Here is a 16,306-nt window from a genome sequence, read left to right on the forward strand (position 1 = left end):
AAGATGAATTTGTTGAAGTTAATTGAGGGGGTTGTACATATGGCATTAGTGTCTATGAATGCATTTTTACCACAAGCCAAAAAAGAAGGGTTTGCGGTAGGTCAGTTTAATATCAACAACCTAGAATATGTTCAAGCAATTGTAGCGGCAGGGAAAGAGTTGAATTCTCCCTTGATCTTTGGTGCCAGTGAAGGTGCTATTCGCTATATGGGCTTAAAAAACGTTGTAGCATTATCGAAGATCGCAGCAGAAGAATCCGGTTTGCCGATTGCACTTCATTTGGACCATGGGAGTAGTTTTGAAGTGGTTATGCAATGTATCCGTGAAGGGTTTTCTTCTGTTATGTTTGACGGTTCTCACTATCCACTAGAAGAAAATATTCGTCTAACCCAAAAAGTTGTCGAAGCGGCTCATGCTATCGGTGTATCCGTAGAGGGTGAGCTTGGAACCATCGGTGGTGTAGAAGATGACTTAGACGTAGCTGATGAGGATGCGACCTTAGCGAACGCGAAAGATGCGATTCGTTTTTGGCAAGAGACGCAAGTAGATGCAATGGCCATTGCCGTTGGGACCGCACATGGGATTTATAAAGGTGAACCTAAGATTCGTTTCGATATTATCGAAGAAGTAGCAAATGCAATCGATGCACCAATCGTTCTTCACGGTGGTTCAGGTGTGCCGGATGAAGCGATTCGTAAATCGATCACTCGTGGTGTAGGGAAGATTAACGTAAACACAGAAAACCAAGTAACCAGTACGAAATTGGTTCGTGAACTTCTCACAAGTAATCACGAGATGATTGACCCACGTAAATACTTGGGTCCAGCTCGTGATGCGATTAAGGAGACAGTAAAAGAAAAAATTCGTCTCTTTGGTAGTGAAGGCAAAGCATAGATTGCCTTCTATCCGAGGTTGGATGCATAGTTTGAGTGCAATCGGGTACAATGGCATTAGTTGAACAAGTAAAGAGTAGATAGATGGGGCATCATTTCGCCCTATCTATCTACCTTTTCTTTCTTACATAAAGGAGTGGGAAATAGATGAAGTTCTTTTTAGATACAGCAGTTGTAGAAGAAATTCGTGAAGTTCATTCATTAGGATTACTATCAGGCGTGACGACCAATCCGAGTTTAATCGCTAGTTCCGGTCGTGTATTTGAAGAAGTTCTTGCTGAGATCACTAGCTTCGTAGAGGGTCCAGTGAGTGGAGAGGTTATGGCTCCTAACCATGAAGGTATGATCGAAGAGGGTGAAAGCCTTGCCAAAATTGCCCCTAACTTAAACGTAAAACTTCCGATGACTTTAGAAGGGTTAAAGGCAGTTAGTCACTTTGCTAATAAAGGCATTCAGACGAACGTTACCTTGATTTTCTCTGCTAACCAAGCGTTAATGGCGGCAAGAGCAGGGGCAACATTTGTGAGTCCGTTTCTAGGACGTTTGGATGATATTAGCTATGATGGCGTGGAATTGATCCAACAAATTCGTGATATCTTTGACATTCACGGTCTCGATACACAAATTATCGCGGCTAGTGTCCGTCATCCGATTCATGTGACTCAAGCTGCATTAGCGGGAGCTGACATTGCGACTCTTCCATACAAAATCCTTACTCAAATGGTGAATCATCCGCTTACCACTCAGGGAATTGCTAAGTTTGAAGCAGACTGGAAAAATGCGAAGTCGAAGTAAATAAAGCTTTATGAGAAGGAGCCCTGTTTTGAATAGGGTTCCTTCTTTGTTTTAGCAGGCATGTTGAAGGGGGGATATGGGCGATCGGGAGTTGGGAGGGGTCTGTTCGATAACTGCTCAAATACCGATCCGGCAAGGAAGTAGAACTGTCCGCTTCGCAATCCTTCGCTAGGGCAGGTGCAAAACTCGCAAAGAACGCTCAGACAAATTGCACCAAAAGCGCCCTATGCTACGGATAGCTACGCTAAGTAGGATCGCTAACATCGCAGATATCGAACAGACCCTCCCTTCCTCTTAATCTAACCTCTAGTTCATCAACAGTCATTTTTTAAAGCCTCCCAAAAACAATTTGTAAGTTATTTCTATTGATGCAGTTCCATTAAAAGCATTCATGAGTTTACATGTAATTTGTTTATATCTAAAAACAAATTTCAAGGGTATTTTCGATTTCCTTTCGACTCGAATACTCTCAGCTTACCTACCAGGCTTATTGGATCATAAGAGAATCAGGCTATCGCGTATCCATCCACCAAGCCCTGTTGACTATCCAGCATTGAGAGTAGACTAGGGGCAATGTGCCTGACCATAGCGAGGTTAGTGAGCCTACTTAGCGTAGTACTACGAAGCAAGGGCGTTTTGTGGCAATGTTTGAGCGTTCTGTGCGAGTTTTGCCACTTGCCCGAAGCATCGATAAACGAAGCGGACACCCCTACATCTTCGCTGGCTCACTATTTGAGCTGTGGTCAGACACATGCCCCGGGCTAGCTCCGATAGTTGGACTATCAATAGCTCTCCTAACTCCACCCGTCTTAATTGAATCGCTAAGTTTATCCCATGTGATCTACAAGCAGAACAGATACATGACTCGAACTATCTTCATTACTGGGCTAATCAACAAATACGACTCTTCCATCTTTTTACACCATGTGTTACATTTATGCCAAATATAATACACTAATTAAAAGATATGCTATGCTAATTTACATAATAGGTATGATCGAATAAAGGAGATGGATAGAATGGAACGAAGTTTAACAATGGAACTTGTACGTGTTACAGAAGCCGCTGCGATTGCTTCAGGTCGTTGGATCGGATCAGGTAGGAAGGACGAGGCAGATGCAGCCGCTACATCGGCTATGAGAGAGGTATTTGATACCATTCCCATGCGTGGAACCGTTGTAATCGGCGAAGGGGAAATGGATGAAGCCCCGATGCTTTATATTGGGGAGCGCCTCGGGCTTGGCTATCTTCCTGAAGTAGACGTGGCAGTTGATCCGTTAGAAGGGACCAATATCGTTGCTAATGGTCTATGGAATGCGCTCGCAGTTGTTGCAATCGCTCCAAAGGGTGGTTTGCTACATGCTCCTGACATGTACATGGATAAAATAGCAGTCGGTCCTAAAGCAGTCGGACAAGTTGATTTAGATGCGCCCGTCATCGATAATTTAAAGGCTGTCGCGAAAGCCAACGGCAAAGATATCGAAGACCTGGTAGCCGTTTTATTGGATCGCCCTCGTCATGCCAAGATGATCGAAGAGATTCGCCAAGCAGGCGCGAGAATCAAGCTCATTCCTGACGGAGATGTAGCCGCCGCTCTAAACACAGGTTTTTATGATACAGGCGTTGATATTTTATTCGGTTCTGGAGGTGCGCCAGAAGGTGTACTAGCCGCGGTAGGGTTAAAGTGCCTTGGTGGAGAAATGATAGGTAGACTTTTACCAGAGGATGAGGAGCAGTTTGAGCGTTGTCTGCGAATGGGGATTGAAGATCCGAAGAAAGTGTTGCGCATGGCAGATCTTGTTCGTACAGAAGATGCTATTTTTGCCGCAACAGGCGTGACGGATGGTGAGTTGTTACGTGGTGTTCGCTATAAAGGAGATAAAGTTCAAACACATTCTCTTGTAATGCGCGCAAAAACAGGTACAATTCGTTTTATGGAAGGAACACACAGATTAGAAAAAAGACCAAACTACGTGTTAGAATAGATGGACCTGTTCCCACACTGGAACAGGCTATATGTTCGAGCCTGAAAAAAGTGGTGATACCTATTTATGGATTATACATTAAGTGATTTAGAGAATCAGAAACTCACAGATTTGTATAAATTGGCCAAAGAATATCAGATTCCATACTATAGCCAACTTAAAAAGCGAGAATTGATTTTTTCGATTCTAAAAGCAAAAGCAGAAAAAGACGGATTGATGTTTATGGGTGGAGTGTTGGATGTTCTTCCAGAAGGGTATGGCTTCTTACGACCCATTAACTTCTTACCTTCCTCTGAAGATATCTATATATCGGCTTCCCAGATTCGTCGCTTTGATCTCCGCCCTGGGGACTTAGTTTCCGGAAAAGTACGTGCTCCCAAAGAAAATGAACGTTTTTTTGGCTTACTACATGTAGAAGCTGTAAACGGGCAAGATCCTGAAGTAGCAGCTGAACGCCTTCATTTCCCTGCACTTACTCCCTTATATCCTCAAAATCGACTTCTATTGGAAACAACGCCAGAAAGAATATCAACTCGCACGATGGATTTAATTGCACCTGTAGGTCTTGGACAACGTGGCTTAATTGTCGCTCAACCAAAAGCCGGGAAAACCATGTTGCTGAAAGAGATAGCGAATAGTATTTCGGAAAACTACCCAGATATTGAATTGTTCGTTCTATTAATTGACGAACGCCCTGAGGAAGTAACCGATATGCAACGCTCTGTCAAAGGCGAAGTAGTAAGTTCTACCTTTGATGAGTTGCCGGAAAATCATATAAAAGTGGCAGAGCTTGTCCTAGAAAGGGCGCAACGTCTAGTAGAATCGAAGAAGGATGTTGTGATTTTATTAGATAGTATTACAAGGCTCGCGCGTGCTTATAATCTAGTGATTCCTCCAAGTGGTAGAACCTTATCAGGTGGAATTGATCCTGCGGCTTTTCATCGTCCAAAACGCTTCTTTGGAGCGGCTCGAAATATTGAAGAAGGTGGAAGCTTAACCATCTTAGCGACGGCCTTAGTTGATACAGGATCCCGTATGGATGATGTGATCTATGAAGAATTTAAAGGTACGGGCAACTTAGAGTTGCATCTGGATCGGAAATTGGCAGAACGCCGAATCTTCCCTGCGATCGATATTCGCCGTTCCGGAACTCGTCGTGAAGAGTTATTGATGGGTAAGCAAGAGTTGGAGAAAATCTGGTCCATGCGTAATACTCTTTCAGAGCACAATGATTATACAGAAGCTTTCATCCGCAAATTAAGAAAAACAAAATCGAACGAAGAATTTTTAGCTTCTTTAGATCAAGAGAAACCGAGAGCTTCCGGCCGTCCTACTACTGTTTCTTAAGTATGTATTTCTTTTTTTTGACATACAACACTCTCAAAGCACATAAGAATGTTTCGGGTACTTACCCTAACCAATCCTTGATCTGAGGTGTTGATGAAATGTCCCGCAAAAAAGCGCTTTTGGCTTCTTCATTGGCCATTTGTTCTGCATCTACTGCTTGGGCGATAGGCACCGATTCTCATTCGATACTCGGTGAGAATCTAGGAAAGACGGATGGCGATGGTGAGCCGTTGCAGATTATCATGCGGAATACAGCCAATGTCCTTCCGAAGCTCACGTATTACGCAGGTAGCCTTGCAGAACTCAAAAGTAAGCCGATCTTGTACAGAGTGCAAAGAGGTGACACATTAAGTCAGATCGGTTCACTGTTCCAAGTGCCACATCCAGAGATCGCTAATCAAAATGAAGTGCAGAATCCACGCTTATTGTCAGTTGGGCGTAATCTCACCATTCCGCTCAGGGTGAAGTTGGTCGCTGTTCGTTCTGGAGATACAATCGATTCCATCGCCAGTACGTATCGAACGACTAAAGATTTACTTCTTCACCTAAACCCGTCGCTTGGAGAGTCACCCGATTTATCTGTCGATAGCTTGCTTTTCGTTCCAAAAGATGAGTTGAATGCATCACCGGAGCCAAAACCAGAAGCTCCGAAACCATCAACTCCACAAAAGATGAAAGTAAGCAAAACTACCCCTGCAAACAAAAAATCTGCTAAGCAGGTAGTTCCCCCTCGACCTGATAATGAACGGTTTATCTGGCCTGTTAACGGTAGAGTGACGAGTAACTTTGGTTGGCGAAATGGACGTCAGCATAAAGGAGTGGACATCTGGAGTGAGCAGAAGTCAAAAGAACCTATTTTTGCTGCGGCGAGTGGAACGGTCGTAAAAGCTGGATATTCGGGTGCTTATGGAAATTTGATTGTGATCGACCACGGCAATGGTTGGATCACATACTATGCCCATTTGAGTCGAATATCGGTCGGAGTAGGAAGTACGGTTTCCCAAGGGGAACAAATAGGTTTTATGGGAATAACAGGTAATGCGACCGGCTATCATCTTCATTTTGAAGTGCACAGAAATGGTTCTGTCATTAATCCATTGCAAGTATTACCTAAGTAAGCCATAAGCCATCTTTCACTTTGGAGAAGAGATACAGACGTAGCTGGATCGGTCCCTCATCTTGCAGTCCTAGAGCGTTCATGCTATAATACTTCAGTAGTTTTCAACTCGAAAACGTTTAGGATCGGATTAAGGAAGAGGTGAACTTGATGAAAGCAGCTATTCATCCAGAATACAAAGCCGCTACTGTAAGTTGTGCTTGCGGTAACACTTTTGAAACTGGGTCGACCAAAGCAGAATTGAAAGTGGATATTTGTTCCGCTTGCCATCCATTCTATACAGGTAAACAAAAAATGGTAAACGCAGGTGGTCGTGTCGATCGTTTCAAAAAGAAATATAACCTCGGTTAATATGGATAAATTTGAATGGGGTTTCCCATGGGCAAGCGAGCTATCACCCGCTTGCCTTTTCATTTTTCTTTGAGCGATACATTTATAGTATGGGAGGTTACCGTCTTTGCAATTGATGCATAAAGAAGGTTGGATTGAGGTTATCTGTGGCGGGATGTTTTCAGGAAAGAGCGAAGAGTTAATTCGCCGCATTCGAAGAGCGAAGATTGCCAAGCAGGAAGTTCAGGCTTTTAAACCAGCAATTGATGATCGCTATCATGCGGAGTCGATTGCCTCACATAATGGTCTTATGGCGGAAGCAAAAGCGATTCGAGATCCATACGAAATTTTATCAGCTGTTGAGAGTACGACCAATGTGGTAGCGATTGATGAAGTGCAATTCTTCCAAGAAGAGATCGTAGAAGTGTGCCAAACGTTAGCAGATCGCGGCCTGCGGGTTATCTGTGCAGGACTGGATCAAGACTTTCGTGGACAAGCTTTCGGACCTACTCCTCATTTGCTTGCTATCGCTGAGTATGCGACGAAGCTACAAGCCATCTGTGTACAATGTGGTCAGCCAGCGGCTAGAACCCAACGTCTAATCGATGGGAAACCGGCTGGAAAAGATGAGCCAATTATATTAGTTGGTGCGGATGAGCAGTACGAAGCCCGTTGCAGGCATTGCCACGAAGTCCCTCAGGAAAGAGAAAGATAATCGAATGATTTTACATACATAGAGCCCTTTTGGGCTTTTTCTTTTTATCTAGAAATTTATACCAAATTATGTTTTCATAATAGTAGATGAAAGGGGGCGGTTACATGAGATGGATAAGCTTGATTCTGTGTAGTTTGCTGATAACGGGATGTGCAGGCTGGAGATTAGTAGGACAGTCAAATGATTCATCCACTGATCTCACAACGAAACAAGCTCGTGAGTTAGTAGGAAAAGCGCAACAAGCTGTTCAAAACTATGCGGGATGGCAAGCTAAATTACATATCGAAAATGCAGATAAGAAAGAGAACCTGGAAGTGGCCTGTGTAAAGGAAGATGTGAGTATTCGGTATATAAGCGATGTTCCCGCACAGCAATATGAGATGGTGTTTGTCAAAGAAAAAGCACCATACTTGTTTGTGAAGGCAGGTGGTAAATGGAGCAAGGAGACAGTTGGATCTGATGCTGTTTCGGACAACTTTCAAATGTTATGTGAACTTGCTAACCCTACCTACGTACTACAAGGGCTTGCGAAAGACTCTAAAAACAAGCCCCAGCTTACTCAGCAAGGTGATAATTGGATCATCGAAGTGAAAGTAAGCGATCAAGATACAGAAATATTCGGCAACTATCTAGGCAAACGAAGCCGCGACAAGTTAGAGACGGCCAATCATCAAGAGACGATCTCATACCGATTGGTTTTAAATAAGGGAAGTCATCAAGTACAGAAGATCGAACGGAGAGAAGAAACGAAGGACTCACCAGGGAAGACGAGTATATTCTTCTACCATACAGATGAAATTGTGGAAGCGAAAGGGGTTCGACTTTCCACAGAAGTCCTCCAAGCTCCCCTATCGGGTGATAAGTAGAGCTTGGAGGCGAATTCTTATTTCACTTCATCATATGCTGATGGAACATGCTCCTATGACAAAAAGGACGAGTGTGGCTTGTGAATATTTTGGCTAGAGCGCATCGAGATTTAGCTTGATGCAATCGGATCGTCTAAGGGAAAAAATAGTCTAAGGTGCCCACTAGGATGTTATAAGCAGCATGAATGACCATCGTATAGGTAGTAGAATAACGTTTTCGGAAATACCCCATACCAAATCCTAGAACCAGTACCACAATCGTGCCGATGCTAAGGCCATAGTTAGCATGAGTTAGGGCAAAGAGGATGCTGGTTAGGATGATCCCAAAACGAGGCTGTAAGGCTCCGCGAAACACTAATTCTTCGCCTAAAGCAGCTGCGAGGCCGATGGAGATAATGCCGATCGCGCTATTAAATAGTGGAGCCATAAGTGCTTCGTTTACCTTTAATACTTCTTGTTCTTCCGATAAGCCTAGCTGAGTAAAAACAATCGTGAGTCCCCACTGTAGGAGGACAAATAAAACGGCTACGGCAATCGCACCCAAAAATTGCTTGAAGGTAAGGCGGTAGAGTCCAAGTCGTTCTCTGGTTTGTTGCCAATTTCTTCTGGTTAGATACCCTACACCCATGACAGCAAGTACCGCACATAAAATATTCTGAGCCCAAATGCTGGAGAGAGTAGAGACGAGTGTGATATTTTCTTGTTGTACCTCTGCGAGGCTCGTGGGCATGATTAAGGATTGGAAGAGTGTAGTAGGAATAAAGACGCTTGTTAGTAAGGCAAATGTATGTACATGTGAATTCGGATTGATCGGAATCATTTTGGCTAATCCTTTTCTTACAGCAGGGATGAGTAAGGAAAGTCCTAGGATAGAGGCAAGGATTACCGCAATGGTGTATATGTTTTTAACTTTAGCAAGCAATGCAATGAGTATCACGAGGAGATACATACATGCATAGAGAGCTTGGATGACGTGAGAGACGCTGTTCCAACCGTTGGTTCCCTTCACTTGTACAGTATAGTCTACTTTGTTTGCGAGGTATGCAAATAAGATCAAGAGTGCAAATGATGCGATTAAGAAAATGATTTCCGTATAGTCATTCATGATTAGGCTCCTTCTTTTTATAGATAATATATCTAGATGGTACCATATCGGATGAGGAATCTTTCTCATTTCTCATCAGTTGTGTTAGAATAAATCTTATGCTATCAATTCCGATATGTTGTTAAGTTTGTCTACCGAATAAGGAGTGAGTCCCATTGCTGGATCGTCTGGAAGCGATTCATCGCCGCTATGAAGAGCTAAGTCAGTTACTCTGTACACCAGAAGTAATTAGCGACTCTAATAAATTGCGTACCTATTCAAAAGAGCAATCCTCGATTGAAGAGCAAAATCAAGCTTATTTAGAATATAAACAAGTACTTGAACAATACCAAGACGCAAAAGCGATGTTAGAAGATAAATTAGATGATGAGATGCGTGAGCTAGTCAAGATGGAACTGGACGAGCTAGCTCCTCGTAAAAAAGAGTTAGAGGAAAAAATTAAAGTTCTCCTATTGCCGAAAGACCCGAATGATGATAAGAACGTAATCGTAGAGGTTCGTGGTGCGGCAGGAGGAGATGAAGCTGCGTTGTTTGCCTCTGATCTTTATCGTATGTATACCCGGTTTGCAGAACGTCAAGGCTGGAAAGTAGAAATATTAGAGCTGAGTGCAACGGGTCTGGGTGGTACGAAAGAGGTAGTCTTTTCCATCCAAGGGAATGGTGCCTACTCCCGCTTGAAATTTGAGAGTGGCGCGCACCGTGTTCAGCGTGTTCCTTCTACTGAATCAGGTGGACGAATTCATACCTCTACCGCTACAGTAGCAGTACTACCAGAAGCGGAAGAAGTCGAGATTGAAGTTCACGAAAAAGATTTGCGGATTGATACATTCTGCTCCAGTGGACCAGGTGGACAAAGTGTAAACACGACGAAATCTGCGGTTCGGATTACTCATATTCCAACAGGAATCGCTGTGTCTTGTCAGGATGAGAAATCGCAGATTAGTAACAAAGATAAAGCGATGCGTGTTCTTCGCGCTCGTTTATACGATATGAAGCAACAAGAAGAACTAGCGAAGCAAGCAAGTGCACGAAAAAGTGCGGTAGGGTCTGGAGATCGTAGTGAACGAATTCGTACCTACAATTTCCCACAAAGCCGTGTAACCGATCATCGCATTGGCTTAACTCTTCACCGTCTCGATGCGATTTTAGATGGAGATTTACAAGAAGTAATTGATACCTTGATCGTGACGTATCAGCAAGAGATGTTACAATCTACCACAGAAGGTTAATGGATCAGGAGGAATCCCAATGCATACCGGTCAAACGATTCGGGAAGCATTTGCAGGGGCTTCCTCTTTTTTACGAGAAAGAGGAAGCGATTCGCCCGAATTTGAAGCAGAGTTGTTATTACGACGTTTATTAGGACTAAATCGAACACAACTGTTTATGAAGATGATAGAGCCTTTTCCGGCAGATGTAGCCGCGCAGTGGAGTAGATGGCTAGAGCGCAGAGCGGAAGGGGAACCGATCCAATATATTGTAGGGGATCAAGAGTTTTACGGGCGTGTATATGCGGTAAATCCCTCCGTCCTCATCCCGCGACCGGAAACGGAGCTATTAGTAGAGGGTGTTCTTCAAGAAGGAAAGAGACTTTTTGGCTACGAAGAGGTTCGAGTAGCTGAAGTAGGAACTGGAAGCGGTTGCATTTCGATTAGTTTGGCTTTAGAGGCCCCTAATTGGGCTGTCACGACCGTTGATCTCTCTCTTGAAGCCCTAGAGGTTGCTCGACGAAATGCGGCCTTCTACGACGTTTTAGAGCGAGTGAGCTTCGTGCAAGGAAATCTGGTAGAACCGCTTATCTTGCAAAAAGACCAATTTCAGATCTTTGTTTCCAATCCACCTTATATCTCAAGTAATGAGATGTTAGCTTTAGAAAAGCAGGTTCGAGCCTTTGAACCACATCTGGCGTTACATGGTGGAGATGACGGGCTAGATCCATATCGCTTACTCTGCCGCGACTTGTGTTCATGGGCCAATCTCAGACTTGTTGCGTTTGAGATTGGTGCTAGTCAGGGACCGGAGGTTGAAAGATTGGTGCAATCGATCCCAGGTATCTCAAAGACAGAAATTCGCCAGGATTATGCCGGTTTGGATCGCATGGTCTTCGGATGGCGCCAGCTGTAACTGGTAAAATTTTTCATAAAAAACAGATTAAATCCCCCATGACTTGTCCATACTGAAGGTAGGATGATGAGGGGGAAATCTTGATATGAAACGGACTTATACTTTTTTCTTTATAGGATTGTTGCTCTTATCGGTTGGCTTTACAGGTTTTATGTTTGTCGAACAATTACGGGGGGAGAAAGTGCTCCCGCATTTATCAAATGAGAATGATAACCATGATGCTAACGCTCAAAATCGCATTCCCGCAGAAGCGATTCGCCTTCGTGTCATTGCAAATAGCGACTCTTCGCAGGATCAGTGGATCAAGCGAAAAGTTCGAGATGAAATCGTAGCGGAGATGCAGGGTTGGGCTATGAAGCCAAAGCATATCGACGAGGCTCGTCAGTTGATTCGGTCGAAACTTTCTTCCTTTCAGAAAATCGCCCAAAATACATTACGTACATATGGAATTCAGGACACAGTGGATGTAACATTTGCAAAGGTTCCGTTTCCTACTAAATTGTATGGTGACCAAGTATATCCTGCTGGAGAGTATGAGGCACTTCGTGTTACGATTGGCGAAGGTAAGGGTGAGAACTGGTGGTGCGTCTTGTTTCCGCCGCTATGCTTCATCGATATGAGTAGTGGTGAGGCAATTCCGAAAGAAGCTACCGATCCAACAGCCGCATTGTCTGCTTCCATTGGATCAGATCATCAAGTTTATGAGCAAAAGACCGAGAAAAATACTTCACATAAGAAAAAAAATCCTGAAGTTAAATTTTATCTACTTGAACGTTTAAGTAGTCTATGGAATGATTAATAAAGCAAAAATCCGGTTTGTTCCGGGTTTTTTTGTTCTAAAACGATTCATCCCTACATAGATGTTGAAACAATAGCGAAGAGATGGAGGAGGATGAATTATGGTTATCGTTCGTCGTGCCAAACCGGAGGATCAAGGGGAAATTGAGCGATTGCTTCGGGAAGCTAGCTTGGACGATGATGGGGTGGACAAGCATTTAGAACACTTTTTTGTGGTGGAGATTCCCCCGGCAGATGATGAAACCGCTCAAATGGTGGGTGCAGCAGGGATGGAGATCTATGAAACGTGTGCTTTATTGCGTTCATTAGTCGTAGCACGAGCAAGTTGGAATGGAGAAGTTAGTTGGAAACTGATGCAAATCTTGTTGTCCTATGCAGAGCATTTAGAGCTAGAAGAAGTATACTTATTTGCAAACGGTGCTTCTCCGTGGTTACAAGAAATCGGTTTTGAAAGCGTTTCGTTTGATCAACTGCCAGATGAAATTCAAGAGTTACCTCATGTAGATCAATTGAAGATAAAAGGTTCCCCTTTAGTCTTTCGAAGGGAATCATGCCTGTACCACTAGGTTTAAAGGAGAATGAAGTGTGCAACAAGTGATCACCCATTGGTGGGAAGTTGATTCAGCGGATACCATAGAGGGGTTAAAACGACAACCAGAAATCATTCGTGCAGCACAACTTCTCCAAGAAGGTGGATTGGTTGCCTTTCCGACAGAAACCGTTTATGGATTAGGAGCGGATGCCACTTCACAGGCGGCGGTTGCACAAATCTTTGAAGCGAAGGGACGTCCATCTGACAACCCTTTGATTATTCACTTAGGTTCGCCTGAACAATTAGCGCGGTGGGTTAAGGAAGTCCCTACCGTGGCGGAAATCTGTATGGAACATTTTTGTCCAGGCCCTCTTACGTTGGTTTTGCCTCACAATGGACAGATTGCGGACAATGTAACAGCAGGTCTTGATACCGTAGCGGTTCGATTTCCCTCGCATCCAGTGGCGATGGCGTTGTTGCAAGCGGCTGATATTCCAGTGGCGGCTCCCAGTGCGAATCGATCAGGTAAGCCAAGCCCTACACAGGCTCAGCATGTTTGGCATGATTTGTCTGGCCGCTTTCACGTCTTATTGGATGGAGGGGAAGCGGGGGTAGGGATCGAGTCGACCGTGCTAGATGTAACAGGCGACGTACCTATGTTGCTACGTCCCGGTGGCATTACGTTAGAGCAATTACGTTATGTGTTAGGAGATGTCGAAGTAGATCCCAATCTCTATAGTGAGAAGTCGAAACCGCGTTCTCCGGGGATGAAGTATCGGCATTATGCTCCGTCAGGAGAGATGTTCCTCGTGCACGGTGAACCGTTAAAAGTGGTTGGCCGCGTGAATCGTATGGTGAAAGAGGATATCCGGCAAGGAAAAAGGGTAGGCGTGTTAACAACGGAGGAACGAAAACATTACTTTAAACAAGCGAATCGTGTGATCGCTTGTGGCTCTCGCTCCGATCCAGAGTCCGTGGCTAGAGGTTTGTACGATGCGCTCCGTACATTTGATCAAGAAAAGATCGATGTCATCTATGCAGAGACATTTCCCGAACGCGGAATTTTCAGCTCTGTGATGAACCGAATGAGAAAAGCTGCCGAAGGACGAATGATCCGAGTTTAGCGTGAGCGAGGGTGGAGAGGGGAATTCTCATTGTCTTTGCTGTTTGTCTTTGATATTGATGGTACGTTAACGGAATCAAACGATTTACACCAACGTGTGTATCTAGAGTCTTTGAAAGCATTTGGTTATGAGCGGATTAATCCTGATTGGGGCGGTTATCAGCATTATACGGATTCTCATATCTTTTATGAAAATGGTCGTTTTAATCAGATGCAGGTAACATCGAGCGACCTCACTGTATTTGAACGTCAATTTCATCAGATTTATCTGGAATATAGAAAACATAGTGAAATACACGAGATTCCTGGGGCGGGTGATTTTCTACATCATTTATCCGCAGAAGGAATCCCGTTTTGTTTTGCAACAGGCTCTTTGCGAAGTGCGGCTGAAGATAAATTAGCTATTTTCTCAGACATCGATTGTGTTCCTGTACTCTCCACTGCAACAGAGGGGATTACGCGTGAGGAGATTGTGAAGAGTGGGATTGAAAAAGCAAAGCAAACATATCAAATATCTCATTTTGAGCAGATCATCTCGATTGGGGATGGTATGTGGGATTATCGAACAGCCCATAATCTAGATTTGCAATTTGTGGGTGTCGCTCAAGGGGAACAAAGAGAGCAATTAATCCGTTTAGGTGCGGAACATATTATTCCACATTTTCAAGGGATTCAAGTAAAGGAACTGGCGAAGTAGGCTAGTTCTTTTTTGTGTTGTCCAAGCATAGGTTACATCATAGATGGGACAAGGAGGGACTACTCATGCTAGAGTCCATACCAGATGCCAGTCAGATATTTACACTTACGATTATAGCGATTGCCCTTGGGATGGATGCTCTTTCGATCGGAATCGGTTTAGGGATGAAACGTCCTTCCTTTGAAAAAATGGTGTTATTTTGTATCCTTGTTGCTTTTTTTCATATTGTGATGCCGTTGTGTGGGATTTATATAGGTGAATATCTAAGTGTATACATAAAAGAAATTGCCTCTTTAGTAGGGGGCGGCATGCTCTGCTTTCTAGGTGGGAACATGGTGATCCATAGCTTTCGGAATTCGGAAGAGGTTTTTGTTCGAAGTGGGACGATTATGGGATTAACGATGATGTCGATGAGTGTGAGTCTGGATAGTCTTTCGGCGGGTCTTAGCATGGGGCTTTTTTCGGCGGACCGCCTAGTAGCAGTTATCTTATTTGGATTATCGGGAGGCATTTTGACTGTTCTTGGGCTTATGATCGGGAAGTCTATGGGAAGCTGGATGGGTAGGTATGGAGAGATTTTAGGTGGCGTCATTTTATTTGTGTTAGGTGTAACGTTTCTATGGGATTGATCAACGAAGCTATTGTATATAGCGCACTAACTGGAGTATCTACGTTTATCGGTGCCATTCTCGTTTGTTTTCTCCCGATTAACAAACGAGTCCTAGCTTTTTCGCTTGGTTTATCTGTGGGTGTGATGCTTTGGATTACCTATGGAACCCTATTGCCGGTCTCGTTTCAATACGGAAATTGGACAGAAGCATTTTTGGGAATGGGATTGGCTGGATTGATCTTGGTGTTGATTCATCAAATGCCATTCGGTAAAGTAAGAGGACAAGAAGGAAATCAAGAATATGCAAAACTGGGAATTTATTTATTTGCCGCCATTGCGCTACACAATATTCCTGAGGGTGCGTTGATTGGAATTGGATTTGGTACGATGAGAGAGATGGGGATGTCGATTAGCTTAGCAATGGTCATTCATAACATTCCTGAGGGGATGAGCTTGGGTGCCCCGTTACTCGCGGCGAATTGTTCTAAGAGGCTAGTTGGGCTAATTGGATTACTAAGTGGTGCTGTTCTCCCACTGGGCACGTGGCTAGGCGGATTTGTTTACTCGCCTCGCTGGATTGCGATTGCGTTAGTGTTTGCGGCGACAACGATGGTTTGGGTTGCGTGGGAAGTGTTGCTTCGATCTTGGAAGCTGTCTAAGCGAAACGCTTTTATCGGAATCGGTTGTGGGATGATTTTGATGTATGTGATCCATCTCTTTCACTTTCACGGATTACACGGTATGCACTAACAACGTAGAGATGAAACGGGGGATCCATTTTGATTCATAAACGAATTTTGTTTGTCTGCACAGGAAACACCTGTAGAAGTCCGATGGCAGAGGCATTACTTCGAACTCTAAGCCAAGAGTATCAGATAGACCTAGAGGTAAAATCAGCAGGTACACATGCCTATAACGGGATGCCAGCCTCAGAATACTCTAGCATGGCACTGCAAGAAAAAGGAATCGACCACGATCATCGATCACAAGCGATCACTCCTGAATTGATTCGTTGGTCAGATTTAATTCTGACGATGACAGAGGGACATCAAACCATCTTGGAACAGATGTTTCCCGAAGCGAAAGAGAAAGTATTTACCCTAAAAAGGGTAGCATATGGTGCTCAAGACGGAAAGCAAGATATCGCGGACCCTTACGGCGGTTCCGCAGAAATGTATCGAGAGACAAGAGATGAAATCGAACGAGCGATTTGCCAACTGCTTCGGAAGTGGAACTCCAATTCCGAAAATGAATAGAATACTCCCTCCG

The 16,306-nt window shown here is 43.9% G+C and carries 18 protein-coding genes; 17 read left to right on the forward strand and 1 reads right to left on the reverse strand.

Features of this window, described 5'->3' with window-relative positions:
• Window positions 1-39: 39 nt before the first annotated feature.
• The 8 genes from fba (at window position 40) to J2Z48_RS12585 (ending at window position 8,048) form a co-directional block, all read left to right on the forward strand.
• On the forward strand, window positions 40-894 hold the full coding sequence (gene fba, locus J2Z48_RS12550) for a class II fructose-1,6-bisphosphate aldolase (RefSeq protein WP_307254025.1): 855 nt from the start codon (window positions 40-42) through the stop codon (window positions 892-894).
• Window positions 895-1,040: 146 nt separating this feature from the next.
• Window positions 1,041-1,688 (forward strand): fructose-6-phosphate aldolase, encoded by a 648-nt coding sequence (gene fsa / locus J2Z48_RS12555; protein ID WP_307254026.1) that lies wholly within the window; start codon window positions 1,041-1,043, stop codon window positions 1,686-1,688.
• A gap of 1,019 nt (window positions 1,689-2,707) precedes the next feature.
• Window positions 2,708-3,673, forward strand: coding sequence for a class II fructose-bisphosphatase (gene glpX, locus J2Z48_RS12560; RefSeq protein ID WP_307254027.1), 966 nt, complete (start codon window positions 2,708-2,710; stop codon window positions 3,671-3,673).
• A gap of 66 nt (window positions 3,674-3,739) precedes the next feature.
• Window positions 3,740-5,020, forward strand: coding sequence for a transcription termination factor Rho (gene rho / locus J2Z48_RS12565; protein WP_307254029.1), 1,281 nt, complete (start codon window positions 3,740-3,742; stop codon window positions 5,018-5,020).
• Between the two features lie 98 nt (window positions 5,021-5,118).
• Complete coding sequence (locus J2Z48_RS12570) at window positions 5,119-6,138, forward strand: LysM peptidoglycan-binding domain-containing M23 family metallopeptidase (RefSeq protein WP_307254031.1); 1,020 nt, start codon at window positions 5,119-5,121, stop codon at window positions 6,136-6,138.
• A gap of 149 nt (window positions 6,139-6,287) precedes the next feature.
• On the forward strand, window positions 6,288-6,488 hold the full coding sequence (rpmE, locus tag J2Z48_RS12575; protein WP_131848268.1) for a 50S ribosomal protein L31: 201 nt from the start codon (window positions 6,288-6,290) through the stop codon (window positions 6,486-6,488).
• Window positions 6,489-6,594: 106 nt separating this feature from the next.
• Window positions 6,595-7,182, forward strand: coding sequence for a thymidine kinase (locus tag J2Z48_RS12580; protein WP_307254032.1), 588 nt, complete (start codon window positions 6,595-6,597; stop codon window positions 7,180-7,182).
• A 104-nt stretch (window positions 7,183-7,286) separates the two neighbouring features.
• On the forward strand, window positions 7,287-8,048 hold the full coding sequence (locus J2Z48_RS12585) for a hypothetical protein (protein ID WP_307254033.1): 762 nt from the start codon (window positions 7,287-7,289) through the stop codon (window positions 8,046-8,048).
• Window positions 8,049-8,181: 133 nt separating this feature from the next.
• On the opposite strand, the gene J2Z48_RS12590 is transcribed toward J2Z48_RS12585, so the two are convergent.
• Complete coding sequence (locus J2Z48_RS12590) at window positions 8,182-9,153, reverse strand: CPBP family intramembrane glutamic endopeptidase (protein ID WP_307254034.1); 972 nt, start codon at window positions 9,151-9,153, stop codon at window positions 8,182-8,184.
• A 155-nt stretch (window positions 9,154-9,308) separates the two neighbouring features.
• On the opposite strand from J2Z48_RS12590, the gene prfA reads away from it, so the two are divergent.
• The 9 genes from prfA to J2Z48_RS12635 all read left to right on the forward strand — a co-directional run bounded on the left by prfA (window position 9,309) and on the right by J2Z48_RS12635 (window position 16,293).
• Window positions 9,309-10,382, forward strand: coding sequence for a peptide chain release factor 1 (gene prfA, locus J2Z48_RS12595; protein ID WP_307254036.1), 1,074 nt, complete (start codon window positions 9,309-9,311; stop codon window positions 10,380-10,382).
• Between the two features lie 19 nt (window positions 10,383-10,401).
• Window positions 10,402-11,277: a peptide chain release factor N(5)-glutamine methyltransferase gene (gene prmC, locus J2Z48_RS12600; RefSeq protein WP_307254037.1), complete on the forward strand. Its 876-nt coding sequence runs from the start codon at window positions 10,402-10,404 to the stop codon at window positions 11,275-11,277.
• Between the two features lie 85 nt (window positions 11,278-11,362).
• On the forward strand, window positions 11,363-12,076 hold the full coding sequence (spoIIR, locus tag J2Z48_RS12605) for a stage II sporulation protein R (RefSeq protein WP_307254039.1): 714 nt from the start codon (window positions 11,363-11,365) through the stop codon (window positions 12,074-12,076).
• A 100-nt stretch (window positions 12,077-12,176) separates the two neighbouring features.
• Window positions 12,177-12,641: a GNAT family N-acetyltransferase gene (locus J2Z48_RS12610; RefSeq protein ID WP_307254041.1), complete on the forward strand. Its 465-nt coding sequence runs from the start codon at window positions 12,177-12,179 to the stop codon at window positions 12,639-12,641.
• Window positions 12,642-12,669: 28 nt separating this feature from the next.
• Window positions 12,670-13,731 (forward strand): L-threonylcarbamoyladenylate synthase, encoded by a 1,062-nt coding sequence (locus J2Z48_RS12615; RefSeq protein WP_307254085.1) that lies wholly within the window; start codon window positions 12,670-12,672, stop codon window positions 13,729-13,731.
• A 30-nt stretch (window positions 13,732-13,761) separates the two neighbouring features.
• Window positions 13,762-14,427 (forward strand): HAD family hydrolase, encoded by a 666-nt coding sequence (locus J2Z48_RS12620; RefSeq protein WP_307254042.1) that lies wholly within the window; start codon window positions 13,762-13,764, stop codon window positions 14,425-14,427.
• Window positions 14,428-14,492: 65 nt separating this feature from the next.
• Window positions 14,493-15,056: a manganese efflux pump MntP gene (locus J2Z48_RS12625; protein ID WP_307254043.1), complete on the forward strand. Its 564-nt coding sequence runs from the start codon at window positions 14,493-14,495 to the stop codon at window positions 15,054-15,056.
• Complete coding sequence (locus tag J2Z48_RS12630) at window positions 15,047-15,787, forward strand: ZIP family metal transporter (RefSeq protein WP_307254045.1); 741 nt, start codon at window positions 15,047-15,049, stop codon at window positions 15,785-15,787. The genes J2Z48_RS12625 and J2Z48_RS12630 overlap by 10 nt, the downstream gene beginning before the upstream one ends.
• A 29-nt stretch (window positions 15,788-15,816) precedes the next feature.
• Window positions 15,817-16,293 carry a low molecular weight protein arginine phosphatase gene (locus J2Z48_RS12635; RefSeq protein ID WP_307254048.1) on the forward strand — a complete coding sequence of 159 codons (477 nt, stop codon included), beginning with the start codon at window positions 15,817-15,819 and terminating at the stop codon, window positions 16,291-16,293.
• The last annotated feature ends 13 nt before the right edge of the window (window positions 16,294-16,306 follow it).

The organism is Croceifilum oryzae, assembly GCF_030814315.1.
GTDB classification, from domain to species: domain Bacteria; phylum Bacillota; class Bacilli; order Thermoactinomycetales; family Thermoactinomycetaceae; genus Baia; species Baia oryzae.